The following is a 16041-nucleotide window of genomic DNA, read 5'->3' on the forward strand; positions in this document are numbered from 1 at the left end:
ACTGGCATTCGATGTGCATTGATAGCTTCAGCCATGGCAATTAATGCAGCAAACAGATAGAATAACATGATGTTTTCATGTTAGAGGGCTGTATTACATCATCAGCTATTTACACATGCGACGAGCCTGTCTACATTCAATATGTTTCTATTCTCGTACTTCATGTTTTATTAGGTCCCGGTTTTAAAAGATGCTGTTTTCAACGTTATTTAATGACAATTTCATTGTTAAAACAGTGTTTATATTTCCCCATAATATCTTATGCAACAGAACTTCTGGCAAAATAAATAATGCTAATGTCTAAAAATTTTCAAAACATTAATATTTTAAATGTCTATGTTTAAAAATGGAGGAATTGATTTTTTTAAATGACGGGTCATATGAACTGGATGCAGGAGCCTATTTTGGTATAGTGCCCAGGGCCATATGGTCCAGGCATTTCAGGGATAGGGATAATAAAATCAGGATAACAACCAATGTGCCCATGTTGAATATAAATAACAGGCATATAATCCTGGATGCGGGAATAGGCAATAATTTTTCAGATAAATTCAATAAAATTTTCAATCCGGTAAAGGATCATGACATAGAAGAAACACTACAGAATGACTATCATATCACAAGGGTGGAAGATATTATAGTCTCTCATATGCATTTTGATCATTGCGGCCATGTATTTTCAAAGAATAGCCTTTTCAGGAAGTCAAACCTTATTGTACAGAAAAAAGAATTAAATGCATACAGGCACCCCAATGAGTTTACCAGAGGAAGCTATATTAGGGATAAAATAACACCTGAAATTACCAGATTAAACGGCTCCACAAGGATTAATGGGAATATAGGTACATTAATTACAGGTGGCCATAGTGAGGGACATATGGTTACATTATTCAGCATAAATTCTAAAAAATACATGTACGGCGGGGATCTTTTTCCATCTGCATTCCATATAAAGCCATATTACGTTACCGCAATAGATTCCTATCCTGTTGAATCTCTAAAAATGAAGAAAAAGCTTGTCAAAAAAGCAATAAATGAGAATATCAGGATTATATTCAACCATGATCCAGAACACCTCATGGCCAGGGTATATGGTACTGCTGAAAAGCCCGAGATGGAGTTCATGGATATTAAAAGCTAAATATTATAATTGAAATATTAGATTCATTTTGAAGCATAAATTTTAATAAATTTATCTATTAGGATAATATGGAAAATAGTTCAGCAGAACAAAATATAGTAAATCATTCCGGCAATATGATTGCACTCTCATTTTTTTATTTGCGATTACCTTTCTGCTCGTTTTCAATACTGCCGAATATGATCTAGGATTATTTATAGGGTTTGTAGGGATTATAATTTTTATCCTGCAGAGAAAATATATAAATCCAGATATTAAAAGATATGTTTATTCTGGAATAATACTATTTATATTAAGTCTTATTGCCTTCTCGGTTTATATTGCCATGTCACTTTCATCGTTTATTGGAAGTCTTGCCATTTATCAACATGGAAGTGAAATATCTGGAAAATATTTTGTTCAGTATTTCTTTAATTATTATTTTTATTCTATTGCAATTCTGGTAATAGTTGCTCTTATTTCCTACATTCTGATATCATATAAATTTCTCATTGGTCATAAATTGCCATTCATAGGAGGTTTAATTGTGTCATCTGCCTTAGATATATTATATACATGGGTTTATCTGTTAAGGTTGAAAGGCACAATGGGAAATGAAATGATTGATGTAAATAAAATAGCTTATTATGAATCTCAAATCAAATATGCAGGGGAAGCCGGGAATGCCCTGATAATCAGACTCGCATCGGTACTGATATCTATGGGTTTATTCATATATCTCGGGGTTTATATACGTAAAAATGCTAAGAACTTTGTGAAGGAATGATAATATTCCTTCGTATATGCCGTACTGCTGATCATTTAAGGGCTTTAACTGTTAGTAGGAATATTTATATATAGTTATGCATCATTATGCAATATATATGGGCAAGATATACACAATCAGGGAAGCATGCGATATATTGCAGATAGATGCAACAACATTAAGAAGATGGGATAGAGAGGGGAAAATACACTGCATAAGGCTTTCAAACAACTTCAGAAGGGTACCGGAGGAGGAAATAAACAGGATATTAGGAATAAAGAGCAACAGAACAGATGCAATATATGCAAGGGTATCATCCAATGGCCAGAAGAATGATTTATACAATCAGATAAATAGATTAAAATCATTGCATCCTGATGCATTGGTATACTCGGATGTAAGGTCAGGATTAAAATTTAACAGGAAGGGATTTATTGAATTATTGAATATGATAGAGGACAATAAGATAAACAATATTTACATTACACATAAGGATAGATTGGCAAGATTCGGGTTTGATTTAATAGAGGATATATGCAGGATACATAATACAAGAATAATAGAGGTGGAGGGTGAGGAGATACAATCAGCCAATGAGGAATTAACTAATGATTTAATATCCATAATAACATCATTCTCAGCAAGATTATATGGTATCAGGTCACAGAAAATGAAGAATATTTTAGAGGCTGTGAAGGAATGAGCCATTTATGGAAGTCTGATGGTGATAAAAGAACAATAGCATTCGGCTATACTCCTGATTCTGTTATTTTAAAATATTTAGCTGATATGAGGGATCTAACAAATAAGGCCATAATAAATGCATATTCAATAGCCAAATCCAACAATAATGAACTGCCATCCCCTATTACCCTGAGGAAATCATTAAAGAAATATTATGATAACAATATTGATTATGCCAAACACCATATTAATCCAGTGTGCAGAACTGCCATAGCAATATTAAGGTCCTATAAAAAGAACAATGATGGAGAGTTGAAGATTATCAAGGCAGGGAAGCTTGCCATGAGGATAGACTCAGAACTAATAAAAATAGAGAATGGTAAATTAAGAATAACTGTAAAGCCACATGAGTATGAATACATTCACATTGTTGATAAGAATAAAAAATTCAATGGATACTCTGAATATAAATTATCAGAGGTATTATTGACAGATAGAAAAGTATGCATTACATTCATGGCAGGAAGCCTAAACAAGCCTGTAATTAATAATAATATAATAGGATTTGACCTGAACTTCAAATCTGTTGATTATACAGTGATAAAAAGCAATGAAATCGTGAAGGTTGATACAATAGATACATCTGACATAGCAAGGGCACAGAGGGACTATGCAAGAAAGAGAAAAAAGATTCAGAAGCATGTTAAGAATCCTGCCAAAAGGAACAGGAAATTGAAGGATGCCAAACACAGGCAGAAGAACACTGTAACCGATAAATTGCAGAAGCTTACCACTAAAATTGTAAACAACAACAGTGAAAAGACCTTTGTGTTCGAGGATTTAACAGATATAAAAAAGGAGGGAAAAAAGAAACATAGGGATAATAAGGATAGTAAAAGCAATGCAGCATATAATAAAAACAACAAATCAAAAAGGTTCAGGACAGACATCAACAGATGGCCTTACAGATTATTCCAGAGGTTTATAGATTATAAATCAAATAATAGAACATTATACATAAATCCAGAGGGGACTTCTTCTGAATATCCTGTATGTGGTGGTAAATTAAAGCACCCAATCTGGAAGATATCTCAATGCAACAACTGTGGTATAGCCTTTAACAGGGATAGATTGTCATCATTATCTATTTCAGTCAGGAGATTATATCTTTGCGGCACCCCGTTTGCCGTGAGTGGCAGTGCCTCCTGGCATTCCATGAAGAATGATTACCTGTACCATCCAGATCAGGTAGTTGTTGAGAATGTGCAGCGACTGCAAGAAAGAAATGCATAATAATGCATAGTATTTCAAGAACGGTAAATAAAACTATGATAACGATCTTATAAGTTGTATAAACATAAATCTTAGGAGCATGGATACCTGATAATATATTCACTCATAATACAGTGGATTATTTATGTCCCTTTAAAAATAGATTATTATAACTGTAGAAAATATTATATTGTTCTATAATATATATAACAAAATAAGAGATAGTGTATCAAATGTTACTAAATGTATTTGCAGAAATAGAAATATTCGTATCGCTTGTAGTGGGCTTTTCATTAGCTTTTGTTCCGTATATGACTGAAAAATCCATAAATTTTGGGATAAGGATACCAGTAGATAAAATAAATTCTGACGTCATCCGGAGGGCAAAGCGTGTATATGCGGTATCGGTAATAATAATTACACTTGTAATGATCTCTCTGGACGTTGCCCTGCATGGCATTACTGCTTTTACAGTGGCCATGTTACCGATTATTCTTATTCTGGGATTTTCTGTGTACTTTGCCGAGCATTATAGATTGCTAAGAATTAAGAAACAGGAAAACTGGTTTGAGGGCAGTAAGGAAGTTGTAACAGGCCAGTTTGTAATCGCTTCGGGAGGTAAGTTTCCATTTATATATGCATTGCCGGGAATTCTCATAATTCTGATAATCTTCGCTATCGGCATATTCTATTACCCACATATACCATCGGTATTTCCTACACATTTCGGTGCCAATGGACAGCCAAACGCTTACTCCACCAAAACAGTACTGTCTGTATTCCTTGTTCCGGTAATCGGTGCAATTACCACTCTATTTATCATTATCCTTGCCTATGCAATCAGCCCGGCTTCTATAAGGGAGGATACAGCAGTTAGACATGCAGGCGAAAGAACAAATATCTTCAGGCATAGAATGGTAATTTTACTGTCCATAATACCTGTATTTATAAATATTACATTTGGCCTTTCCAGCTTTGAGGAGTGGGAACTGATTCATAATTTGAACATAGCTATACTAATAGCGCCTGTTTTGGCAATGGTGGTAGCGGTAATGGTTATCTCTTTTGCTACTGGACAGGTAGGTAGCAATGTCAGAATCAGGGGCAGTGTGCCATCTGAGATAAATAAACAGCCGGTAAGGGATACAGCTGATGATGATAAATACTGGAAAGGCGGTGTAATATACGTAAACAGAAACGATGGCAGGATTCTTGTGCCAAAAAGATTCGGAGTGGGATTTACATTCAACATGGGGCATCCTGCAGGAATAGCCATACTGGCAGCATTAATAGCTATTCCAGCAATTATATTAATTTTAATTTTTGTTGTGCATTGAAAATAAAATTCGCAATTTAACTTTTTATTCTTATAGGGCTATTAGCAGTGCACCGGCAACAGATAGTAGTACTCCTATATACTGTTTAGAGCTTAATTTCTCCCTGAACAGGAATTTACCTGATAGTGCCAGGGTAGCCGGAAGCATTGCAACCAGGGCACCTGCCAGCACAAGTGCACCCTGGGATATGGACAGAGCATAGAATACGTTTCCTGATCCATCCAGTATTCCAGCGACAACCGCGAGCATCAGTGTAAAGGACAGTTTAGCCTTATAATTCGGCGTGGTTACAGTTGTTATATGCCTCTGCTTCATGCGCCTGTACATGAAAAGTGTCTCAAAGGCGATGAAAGTCATTATAAATCCCGATGTCCTAGCTATGAGCAATGGCATTACAGATGAGTGCAGTGATAATATGGCAAAGGAGAGGGGCATGTAATATATCCCCCATATTATATTGGCAAGTGCCGCAAGCATAAGGTACCTGTTGATTTTAAATCCATTTTTGATGGTGACCATCATAGAACCTATCAGTATCAGTATAACCGCGGGGAGAATCAGGGATGATACTGTTTCCTTGAGGACTAAAAGGCTGAATGATATTACAATTATCTGCTGCATATTAATGGTTACGCCTGCACTGCCCAGATTTTCTCCTTTCAGGGATTTATAAAAGAGTATATATCCCAGGCTAAGGAATATTCCTGAGGTTACACCTAAAAATAATGTCGTTTCTGCAATATTCAAATGTGGTGTCATGAATATTGATAGGGTCATAGGTACTATTCCGGCACCTATTACTATTAATGCAATATTATCACTTTCCATTTTTCCTGTTAGGCTTTTTATTAGGGTATTGGACGCAGTCCAGATGATCAGTACGAAGGCCGGTATGAGTATTTCCAGCATATATATCTGCGGGATTAGTACTGTTATAGATATATAGATATCCAGAAAATGCAATGTTTAACTATTCCAGAGCATGTGTTTTGCTGGTTCCCTGCTACTATTTTTTACTTCATGCTATTTCTAAAAAAATAAAAATTTACATTTTTGTATTTAAATACATGCATACATAATTTTCAGATATCTTCCGGAATTCCCCCATATATGATCTGTAAATCACTCAAAATATTGGTTGCCTTTACATAAAATAGAAATATTAATAAATAAGTATTGTTAATTCATGATTAGTGTGATATCAATCCATAATTGTCAGTCTTGTTTTTTATTTTTTCTTTAATTTTTGGTGAATTCCTGTCGTTTAAAATTTCTTTACATAGGGCTTCTGCCTCATACTCATCCCCGGTTTGTTGAAGAAAATACGCCCTGTAAAGCGGTGAAACAAGGCGGTAAAACAATATTCTTTTCAATGCCCTGGTGGAGAAATTATTACTAAAATTTTGCAATATATAGGGCAAATATCTGAGTGGAAAGCCATCAATAATTGCTGCAATATCCAGTGCCAGATCACCGTATGATGCATCTGACCAGTCTATAATTCCATTAATCCTGCTGTGTTTTCTATTTAAGATAACATTTCCACGGGATAAATCACCGTGTATTAAAGATATATCACAATCATTGAGATCTGACATTGCTATATCCAGCAAGCTGAAAATTTCATTGAAATATTCTGTGCCTGTATTTTCTTCCAGTGATGCCTGAAATGAACTCATTAATGATTTTTCATATCTTATCCAGCTACTGGCGTTATGTAAAGGCAGTAAAGTACCTTTAAGGGAGTCGATTTTGAATGTTCCCATGTAATTCAGCACTGCTATAAAGTCATTAAGTACATTCACGCTGAGTGACCTTGCATTTTCCACTGTATCGCCTTTAATAATTTTATATCCAGCGAAAAATGGATATTCCATGTGGATAAATTTATATTCGGGCAAGTTAACAGGTGACTGTTTCAGTACAGATAATAGCTTTAATTCCATGGCCAGTTTTTTAATGGCACTCGCGGTCCGTGGGAATCTGAAAACTAACTCATCATTTACAACGATTATTTGATTCATCCAGCCTGTATCAATCCTATTATATTTTTTTACAATAATATCTGGAAAGTTTTTTGAAATCTCAGAGAGAAAATTGAAGATGTCTTCCACAAAATTCTGTAATATAACATTAAATAAATTTTTATGGAACTGGTATGCGAATTATCTTGCATGAAAATATTGGGCATACCGGGAAAACAAATATATAAGTCCTGCAATTATCTTTATAATGAATTATCTTTATTATAATGATACAAAATCATTTTTAGATGATTATGAGAATTTTGATTTCCAGGAACTGCTAACGAAAAATTATCGTGAATTATATAGTGTAGAACCCGGGCTTTTCATTCGTAACTCATGGTCAGGTTCTATTGATTATCTACATAAAATCATAAATGAACTGGATAAAAAAGGAATAGTGCTGGAATATATAATCCCTGCCGGTGGTGAAAGAGCAGATGCCATACTTATCGGAAAATCTACAGACCCAAACCTGACTATAATTGAAATGAAGGGATGGAGAAAAATGGAAACCACAACCAGTGACTATTTTGTCCATGCCGATGGAAGGATGGAGGTGAATCCAGTGTATCAGGTTATGAATTACGAGGGAAAAATCAGATACGGCGTTGAAAATGCTGGTAATTTTTCTATTGATTCAATTGTAATCCTGTATAATATTAATAATCAGAATAGGTACTCTGAAAAGGTTTATTTTAGGAACAACGAAGGATGCCTAATTGATAAACTGCGAAAAAATCTTGATCCAGGATTTGATGAGAGATCAGCCTCCTTATTTTTGAATGGCAAATATGTGCAAAATAAGAACCTTTTTGAAGCGGTTAAATCATATTTTATGGATATAAAAAATGGTGCAATGATGGCACTTGCCACAGAAGGATACGGGCTATACAGCGAACAGCTGACCCCATATGAAGAAATTATTGAAAATTTAATAAGTGGTGTACCAGGCAATTATGTAATCCATGGTGGCCCTGGTTCAGGAAAAACACTCATGGCCATAAATCTGCTGTTAAGGTCCCTAACACTGGAGAAGCAGTCAGTTCTTGCATACAGAAACAACAGGATGGTTGAATCCTTGAGAAAAATGCTTGATGGCATTAGCCCGGGGCTGTCCACACTGATAAAATATTATTCAACCGGCAGACCTGGCAATCCTGGAGTTGCAGATAATGGCTTCACGGCAAAATACAATATAGCCATATTTGACGAGGCCCAGAGGATGACCATTAATAACATAGAAAATGCCGGCAATGTTGCAGACATATCTGTATTCTTTTATGATGATTCACAGATTCTCGGCAAAAGAGAACAGGGAACATGGGAGAACTTTAGAAAATACCTGAATAATCCTGTAGAAATAAACTTAAAAGGGCTATACAGAAACGGGAATGAATATGGAAATTTTGTAAATGAACTCCTGGCAGGGAAATCTCCACGGTTTCACATCTACTATGATTTCAAATATTTCTCCAATATTGATGATATGCTTGGAAAATTAAGGAAAAGAACCATAGAGGGTAAAAAATCAGCACTGGTAGCCTCATTTACAGAGGCAAAAGGAGATATTCAAAATCCCGCATCTTCTGAAAATCTCCGGATCGGATATCCCTTGCGTTCGGGCCTCGATATATACAAAAATACAGACACCAGAATCAGATGGCTTATGAACCCGAAAAAAGATTACGCACCGTTCTGGGTTGGTGGCGACTCCAATAGGCTTGAGACCTGTGCATCTGTCTACGGCGCCCAGGGATTCGAGGCGGATTACACAGGCGTTATATGGGGTCGTGACCTTGTATGGCGTGGAAATAAATGGGATCTTGGCGATAACTGTGAGGATTTTGAGATAAAGAAATCGTTTTATAAGGGAAAGGATGGAGATGTAAATTCATATAATACAGCAATGCAGCTCCTGATTAACAGATACAGGATACTTCTCACCAGGGGCATCCATGGAACATATATATTTTCTGAGGATAAAGAAACAGGAAGATATATTAAAGGCCTTCTTTAATTAAGTTTGTAATATTTTAGATGAAGAATAATTTTATATAACCTAACTTAATTTTTTTCATTAGAGAATTCATTATATATATTATTCATGTTATCATAAAACCTCTTAGCTATTATGCTCCAGTCATAATTCCTCTTCACGTATTGATATTCATCCTGTTTATTATGTTCTATTATTTTTCTATCTTTGATTATATAATTTATTCGATTGTAGAAAGCATCTATATTCATTGGAAGGTATTCTAAATATTTGCTAAGGTCATCGAAGATACCTTTAAAGAAATCACCAGCAAGAACATACATACCTGAAGATAGAGCTTGCAATGTTACCAATGAATAGGTATCGTTATGGCTGGGATAGACAAAAACATCACATTCTCTGTATAATTTAGCGAGTTCTTCATTATCCAATCTTCCGTGGTATTTTACATATTTCATTTTTGACAGCTCTTCTTCTAATGGCCCTCTACCTGCTATATGGAATTCAATCTCATCACTTTCACCGAATTTTTCCATAAGTGGAATAAGCAAATCTAATCCTTTAGAATACTCCAGGGCTGCCACAAAGAGAATTTTAAGTTTCTTTCCGGGTATGTGTGAGTCCGGGTAAAATAATTCCGTATTCACCCCAGGAGGAAGTGGAAAATTATATTTTAAATGCCATTTATCGTTTAATTTACTGAAAACTTCAGAATCTTTTGGGAAATAATTAAAACCATTTATATTTTTAAAATATGTTCTGTAAAGATAATTCGCATATATTTTATGCGGTAAATCTTCCCTGTTAACAAAATCACCAATTGTAAATGCATGCCCTGACCCTATTACTGGTATATTCATGCCTTTAAAGAATATGGAATACTCATTTTGGAATAAATATACTATGTCTGTTTTTTTGATTTCTGATAACAGCCCCCTGGATTCTGCATATTTCAAATCTCTATAAGGTGGACGCAGGATAGAATTAACATACACTCTCTGTATAATAGAATCCATTCTGTAAACGTGTTTATGTATTTTTATAATATGACATCCAGCTGTTAATTTTTTTACTTCCTCTTCAGGAATTCTCTCCTGCTTAAGGTTATCCGGTTCTATTATTGTTATGTCAACATCTTGAGGTACATACTTTAAGAGATTGAAAAGTACATTTTCAGTTCCTCTTCCTGTCCTGAGATCGACTCGCATAAAAAAAGTTAATCGCACTGATCTTTATAATTGCGGTGTTTAAAAAATTTACGATTGTTAAAATATATAGAAATTTTAAGCTGTTATTCTGTATGAGGTTTCAATAATCTTTTATAAATCCATTGAATTGTAGTTTTATATGAAAAACATCAATTTTGAAATAATGGACAGAAAAACCAGGAATTATGCAGTTGAACAGACCGGCATATCCAAAAATTATTTCAATTCCCTATATAAGAATGCAGAACCATTGTTAAGGCCATACATATTTACCGGGAGAATCAAGGATTTAGAAATGAATAAGGATAAAATTTGCTTTATATCAGTCGACAATGGAAAAAATAATCTGGTGGTCAATAATGATACTGTTTATTCTACTGATGGCATAATAGCCTGGATTAAAGCCGAAGATAATGGAGATAGGATTGCATTATATGAAACAAATGGAAAGGATACGGGAACGCTAAAAATATTTAAAGAAAAAGGATTAATACATGAAGAACATGGTCTTATACATGATATAATTTTTTACCATGATAGTTTTTATACTGTAAAGGAAACCAGGATTGAAAATGCTGGAAGCATTCACAACTCATCAAATACCGTTTACATAAACAATAAAAAAGTATTTTGGGATAAAGTTCCGGCGGGCATGGGCATCAAGCTTGATAACTATGGGGACAGGGTGGTGTTAACAGCAGAGGACAACACAAAAACTATTGTGTACACCGGGGAATTAGATGACCCATCAACATGGAAAAAATTGTCTGAATACGATAAACAGGTAAAAATACTGGGTTATAAAGACAACAAACTTTGTGTGCTTGCATTTGATGGAAATGGAATAATAAGATATGGCGATGAAAAATTTTACATAAATGAACCGGTACAGGATGCCGCAATAGTAAAGGATGGATTTTTGGCAGTTTGCATGAGAGATGCAAAGTCAATCCCCATGTTTTATAACAGCAGTGGAAAAAAGATAAAGGAGTTTCCTTTAGATTCACCAACAGGGCTAATTTCCATGGATTCAGATGGAAATAGAGCTCTGCTTATTATGGGCAGCTTCGGCATCCCATACCAGATGTACAGCTACGAGGAGGGGAAACTTGAAAAAATCAAATCAAATCCTGTATCAGAATTTAATATCGAAGAGGATTTTGTTTCCATGGAAGGTTATAAAGTCCATTATTTCTTTCTAAAATCCAGCAAGGAAACATTGAACACGCTGGTATATGGCTATGGTGGTTTCAATATATCACTTGTTCCATCATATAACAGCTTATTTGCCTATCTTTTAGACCATGGATTCAATGTTGTTGTCTGCAATCTACCAGGCGGTGGAGAGTATGGAGAAGAATGGCACAGGCTTGGGATGGGAAAAAACAAAATTAATGTCTTTTCCTCTTTCCAGGAGATAATTAGAAAATTCCATGATGCCGGGCACAGAATTATATGCTATGGGGTGAGCAATGGCGGCCTTCTATCCTCATATACACTTACCAGTGTGCCGGAACTGCTTGAGGGCGCAATTATTGGAAATCCTGTGATTGACCTGATGAAATTTCACAAACTCCTGGCAGGGCAGTACTGGACCAGTGAATATGGCAATCCTGATAATACGGAGGATGCAGCTTTTCTTGAAAAGTATTCACCCATGGATCAGGTAAAAAATATTAAATACCCGCCTGCACTGATATACTCGAGGCTTGAGGACGATAGGGTCCACCCATACCATGCGCTGGCATTTTACGAAAAATTAAAGGAAACCGGAAGTGATGCATATCTTATGATGGGAAATGGTGGCCATTTAGGAGCAGGCATGGAGGATATGACATCTGAAACGGCTTATATAGCCTCATTTATTCACCATGTCTTTTCGAACTCCAGCAGGTAATAATAAAAAATTATAAGAAAAATTTAAGTGTATATCCTCTTTACCAGTTTATGGTGAAATATGAAGTTAGAGGTGGGGATGTTCAGTACCTGCAAGCCACGCTTGAACCAAACGAGTCTGCCCTTGTTGAACCGGGACACCTGATTTATAAAACTCCGGATGTACGGCTTGATACCAGGGCAGGCGGGTTAAGAGGAGCTTTATCACATATGCTGGCAGGATCCGCTGTATTCCTGCTGAAGCTCGATGGTCCGGGAAATTTTGGATCAGCGGGTTTTCTTCCTGGAAAGGTTTTCGAGGTTAAGCTCAACAACAGTTCCATATTCGCAGAGTTCAATGCCTTTCTCTGCATGGACTCAACCATAGAGTATTCATCCAAATTTGCAGGATTCTGGCAGGGTGTATTCGGTGGTGAGGGCATATTCCTTGAGCAGTTTACCGGTACGGGTTCTGTGATGCTTCACGGACATGGGCAGGTTATAGAATATGAATTGAAGGAAGGCGAGGGTATACAGGCTGAATTAAGCCATGTACTTGCATTTGAGACCTCCATATCATACAACGTTTCCAGGATTGGTGGAATCAAAACTATGATATTGGGAGGAATGGAGGGAGAAGGATTCTTCTTTGCTGATATGAGAGGCCCCGGAAAGGTCTGGCTGCATTCCATATCGCTACTGGAATTATCAGCTAAACTTATAAGGAGATAATTTTCTCTAATTCGTGGATCAATTAAATTTAGTTCTTAAAAAAATCTTTAAATAAAAATATAAGTTTCATTTATATGAAAATCTTTTCATCAAGGAAACGGTTTATTGCTGGAATAATTGTCCTTATAATGATATTCTCAGTTATATCTATTTCAATCGGCCCCCTGCCGCCAGTGGATAATCTTCTGAATCCGAATTCAGGTATTTATTCAGTTCCACCCCAGTACAGAACCGGAGCAAGATATATAAATATCACGCAGGATGGCAGAACATCTGAGGTCATAACATTCCAAGAATCTGATGGTTTTATCGGAATCTACAGCCCGCATAACTGGTCCCTTTATTATGAACAGGGATATCTGGAAGCTAAGTACAGGCTTGCACAGATGGTCTTTATCAAGAAGGAGGCACAGGGGAACCTTTCATCACTGGTCGGTAAAAGTGAACTGCAATCTGATATATTCTCCAGGGAAATTATGGACTGCCAGATAGCCAGTGAGGAGGTACATAATCTATCCAGATCTTCATTCACTTACATGGCAACCAGCAATTTTGTAGATGGTATAAATGCCTACATTAATAATCTATCATACAAAAATACCCCGCTGCTTTTCAAGCTGCTCAACTATAAACCAGGCGACTTTAACATAACAAATATATTCGCCATACAGCAGACCTTCCTCTGGGAAAACAGTGCTGGAGGTTTCGACCCACTATACTTCCAGTATGCACTGCAGCAGATGCCAGAAAATGTTATAAAGGCAATTTATCCTGCATACCCAGCTGGAATCCAGAATCCTATTGTTCCATATCAGTGCAATCCCTCTGTATATAATGAAACAGGAGATATAAAAAATCTAACACTTTACACACCATCTGTAAATATACCGCTGAATCTTACGCAGGTATCAGATTCATCACCTGTCTCCCTGGCATTTCCATCATCGGACAGTTTCAGCAATGACTGGGCTGTTAATGGCATTAAGACCGACAATGTTTCTGCCCTTCTGGCAAATGACCCGCATCTAACAACCAGTGTACCTTCCATATGGATAGGCTTCCAGCTTGTATCCCCCGGTCAGAATGTCATAGGAGTGGTATTTCCGGGATTCCCAGGAATTATACTCGGCCATAATAATCAATTGGCCTGGGGAGCAACAAATGGACAGATACAGGAAACTTATTTTTATGCTGAAGAAACCTCACCATCCCATCCAGGAAGCTATTATTCAAACGGTAAATGGGTAAAATTTAAGACAATCAACGAAACAATACCGGTGAAAGGGTCAAGTCCATACCATTTAAAGCTGAACATAGCCGATAATGGTGTTGTAATTGAAAACGATTCAGGCGTAAGGATTGCCATGGACTGGACCGGTTTAAATTCGAGCTATGAATTAACATTCTTCCTTCACATAGACAGGTCACATACTGTTAACCAGTTCAGGCAGAACCTTACAAAATATTTCAGGGTTGCAATACAGAACTGGGCGGTTGCCGATTCAAAGGGCAATATAGGAATATTTCCGTACGGAGAATACCCGGTAATCAGCAATGGAGATCCCAGAGGTGTACTGAACGGGACAGGGGAATCCAACTGGATTGGTTTTGTACCACTAAAGGATGAGCCATACCTCTATGACCCTGCCAGGGGATTCGTATTCTCTGATAATCAGATCACAGTATCACTAAACTATCCCTACTATATCGGATGGGATTATGAATCTGGATACCGTGCTGATGAGGCACACCTGCTTCTCAATACAACTTCCAGCATTAACACTGCAAAAATGGAGAATATCCAGCTGACCATCCATGACTATACAACCAACATATTCCTGAAACCACTGTTAAGTTCCATAGAAGCGGATTACGGTGGTTCTGCACTGTACAGGGAACTGCAGCAATGGAATGGGAACATGACAGTGAATTCTACAGCTGCAACTGTATTCTATTTCTGGGAGCAGAACCTGGTAAATGATACCTTCCTGCCATACATGCACGCCTATGGCATTACATCAAGGGATAGTTTATTCAATGTCTCATTCTTTATAGGGCCAGATTCAATGTATCATGGGCCACTAATAGAGGACCTTGTGAACTGGACAGTAAATGAGCCTAACACATCTTACTTTGAGAATCCCGTAAACGGCCAGTCAAGGGACTTTACATCCATATCCCTAGGGGCATACAATCAGACACTGGCACAGCTTACACATAGGTATGGAAGCAATACCAATAACTGGCACTGGGGGAATATCCATAAAAGGCATCTATCCAGCTTCTTTGGGGTGAACCCCCTGAATACAAAAACAGTGCCGGCTGCAGGTGATGGCAACACAATAAACGCAGCCTATGGCATAGTCTCGGACTTTGGCCCATCATGGAGGCTTGTTGTTAATTTATCACACCCGGAATCTTCCATGGGAATATACCCGGGAGGAATATCAGAAAATCCGCTGAGCAATTATTACTCAAATAACTTTATACCTTGGAACAACGGCGTATACTACAGGCTGATTCCTGAAAACATGCCTAAAGAATTCTACTACGGGTACGGTGGTTCAAATGAATAATGGCTATAAAATAATGTCAGGGCTGATAATAATTATAATTACTGGATTTCTCTTCAGCTATTACGGATACTGGTATCTACAGGTCATACCCGCTATTGCAATCGGATATTTCCTGTTAAGGAAACTATGGTACATACTTGCTGCAGGCGTACTCTCAATTGCCGGGCTTTTCATATCCTTTATACCATCATATGGCATAAAAATGAAGGGTGCTCTTTTGTCTGCAGAGATATCCGGGATACCCTACTATCTTCTCACAGTACTGACACTGGTAATTATGTTTGTTATCACAGTGGGAGGCCTTATTCTAGGCTCTTCATTTGTCCTTCCACAGAAGGCATATAGGGAGGAAAACAGATCAAAATAGGTAGTTTTAATAACAGTTTGAGCCAGGATAGTGAGATATGAGTAGAAATATTTAAATAAATAAAATAAAAAATTTTGTAAT

The 16041-nt window shown here is 36.7% G+C and carries 13 protein-coding genes; 10 read left to right on the forward strand and 3 right to left on the reverse strand.

Going from position 1 to position 16041, the window contains the following annotated elements; genetic code table 11:
- Nucleotides 1-346: 346 nt before the first annotated feature.
- The 5 genes from RE471_RS06310 (at nt 347) to RE471_RS06330 (ending at nt 5179) form a co-directional block, all read left to right on the forward strand.
- Nucleotides 347-1141 carry an MBL fold metallo-hydrolase gene (locus RE471_RS06310; RefSeq protein WP_309213966.1) on the forward strand — a complete coding sequence of 265 codons (795 nt, stop codon included), beginning with the start codon at nt 347-349 and terminating at the stop codon, nt 1139-1141.
- Nucleotides 1142-1466: 325 nt separating this feature from the next.
- Complete coding sequence (locus RE471_RS06315) at nt 1467-1907, forward strand: hypothetical protein (RefSeq protein ID WP_309213967.1); 441 nt, start codon at nt 1467-1469, stop codon at nt 1905-1907.
- Between the two features lie 97 nt (nt 1908-2004).
- Complete coding sequence (locus RE471_RS06320; RefSeq protein ID WP_309213968.1) at nt 2005-2589, forward strand: IS607 family transposase; 585 nt, start codon at nt 2005-2007, stop codon at nt 2587-2589.
- A complete protein-coding gene (locus RE471_RS06325; protein ID WP_309213969.1) occupies nt 2586-3863 on the forward strand; it encodes a transposase in 1278 nt (425 codons plus the stop codon). Before RE471_RS06320 ends, RE471_RS06325 begins: the two co-directional genes overlap by 4 nt.
- A gap of 212 nt (nt 3864-4075) precedes the next feature.
- Nucleotides 4076-5179 (forward strand): DUF1648 domain-containing protein, encoded by a 1104-nt coding sequence (locus RE471_RS06330; RefSeq protein ID WP_309213970.1) that lies wholly within the window; start codon nt 4076-4078, stop codon nt 5177-5179.
- 30 nt (nt 5180-5209) lie between these two features.
- Here RE471_RS06330 and RE471_RS06335 read toward each other — a convergent pair whose 3' ends face one another.
- Together RE471_RS06335 and RE471_RS06340 are read right to left on the reverse strand one after the other, a co-directional pair.
- On the reverse strand, nt 5210-6088 hold the full coding sequence (locus RE471_RS06335; protein WP_309213972.1) for an EamA family transporter: 879 nt from the start codon (nt 6086-6088) through the stop codon (nt 5210-5212).
- A 281-nt stretch (nt 6089-6369) separates the two neighbouring features.
- Nucleotides 6370-7293, reverse strand: a complete 924-nt coding sequence (locus tag RE471_RS06340) for an aminoglycoside phosphotransferase family protein (protein ID WP_309213974.1) — start codon at nt 7291-7293, stop codon at nt 6370-6372.
- A 118-nt stretch (nt 7294-7411) separates the two neighbouring features.
- Between RE471_RS06340 and RE471_RS06345 the strand changes: the two genes are divergently transcribed.
- Complete coding sequence (locus RE471_RS06345; RefSeq protein ID WP_309213975.1) at nt 7412-9223, forward strand: DNA/RNA helicase domain-containing protein; 1812 nt, start codon at nt 7412-7414, stop codon at nt 9221-9223.
- Nucleotides 9224-9270: 47 nt separating this feature from the next.
- On the opposite strand, the gene RE471_RS06350 is transcribed toward RE471_RS06345, so the two are convergent.
- Nucleotides 9271-10410 carry a glycosyltransferase family 4 protein gene (locus RE471_RS06350; protein ID WP_309213977.1) on the reverse strand — a complete coding sequence of 380 codons (1140 nt, stop codon included), beginning with the start codon at nt 10408-10410 and terminating at the stop codon, nt 9271-9273.
- Between the two features lie 139 nt (nt 10411-10549).
- Between RE471_RS06350 and RE471_RS06355 the strand changes: the two genes are divergently transcribed.
- From RE471_RS06355 to RE471_RS06370, 4 genes are all read left to right on the forward strand, one after another.
- Entirely contained in the window at nt 10550-12307 is a 1758-nt protein-coding gene (locus tag RE471_RS06355; RefSeq protein WP_309213978.1) for a prolyl oligopeptidase family serine peptidase, read from the forward strand.
- Nucleotides 12308-12357: 50 nt separating this feature from the next.
- On the forward strand, nt 12358-13017 hold the full coding sequence (locus tag RE471_RS06360; RefSeq protein ID WP_309213980.1) for a TIGR00266 family protein: 660 nt from the start codon (nt 12358-12360) through the stop codon (nt 13015-13017).
- Between the two features lie 74 nt (nt 13018-13091).
- Nucleotides 13092-15593 carry a penicillin acylase family protein gene (locus RE471_RS06365; protein WP_309213981.1) on the forward strand — a complete coding sequence of 834 codons (2502 nt, stop codon included), beginning with the start codon at nt 13092-13094 and terminating at the stop codon, nt 15591-15593.
- Nucleotides 15586-15960 (forward strand): hypothetical protein, encoded by a 375-nt coding sequence (locus RE471_RS06370; protein ID WP_309213983.1) that lies wholly within the window; start codon nt 15586-15588, stop codon nt 15958-15960. Before RE471_RS06365 ends, RE471_RS06370 begins: the two co-directional genes overlap by 8 nt.
- Nucleotides 15961-16041 lie beyond the last annotated feature (81 nt).

It is taken from the genome of Ferroplasma sp. (genome assembly GCF_031200575.1).
Lineage (GTDB): Archaea > Thermoplasmatota > Thermoplasmata > Thermoplasmatales > Thermoplasmataceae > Ferroplasma.

Bases quoted from the DNA above. Each gene is read 5' to 3' on its own strand.
- RE471_RS06325 (WP_309213969.1), top strand. From the start codon at position 2,586: ATGAGCCATTTATGGAAGTCTGATGGTGATAAAAGAACAATAGCATTC.
- RE471_RS06315 (WP_309213967.1), top strand. From the start codon at position 1,467: ATGTCACTTTCATCGTTTATTGGAAGTCTTGCCATTTATCAACATGGA.
- RE471_RS06335 (WP_309213972.1), bottom strand. From the start codon at position 6,088: ATGCTGGAAATACTCATACCGGCCTTCGTACTGATCATCTGGACTGCG.
- RE471_RS06345 (WP_309213975.1), top strand. From the start codon at position 7,412: ATGAATTATCTTTATTATAATGATACAAAATCATTTTTAGATGATTAT.
- RE471_RS06365 (WP_309213981.1), top strand. From the start codon at position 13,092: ATGAAAATCTTTTCATCAAGGAAACGGTTTATTGCTGGAATAATTGTC.
- RE471_RS06370 (WP_309213983.1), top strand. From the start codon at position 15,586: ATGAATAATGGCTATAAAATAATGTCAGGGCTGATAATAATTATAATT.
- RE471_RS06310 (WP_309213966.1), top strand. From the start codon at position 347: ATGGAGGAATTGATTTTTTTAAATGACGGGTCATATGAACTGGATGCA.
- RE471_RS06360 (WP_309213980.1), top strand. From the start codon at position 12,358: ATGGTGAAATATGAAGTTAGAGGTGGGGATGTTCAGTACCTGCAAGCC.
- RE471_RS06330 (WP_309213970.1), top strand. From the start codon at position 4,076: ATGTTACTAAATGTATTTGCAGAAATAGAAATATTCGTATCGCTTGTA.
- RE471_RS06355 (WP_309213978.1), top strand. From the start codon at position 10,550: ATGAAAAACATCAATTTTGAAATAATGGACAGAAAAACCAGGAATTAT.
- RE471_RS06350 (WP_309213977.1), bottom strand. From the start codon at position 10,410: ATGCGAGTCGATCTCAGGACAGGAAGAGGAACTGAAAATGTACTTTTC.
- RE471_RS06320 (WP_309213968.1), top strand. From the start codon at position 2,005: ATGGGCAAGATATACACAATCAGGGAAGCATGCGATATATTGCAGATA.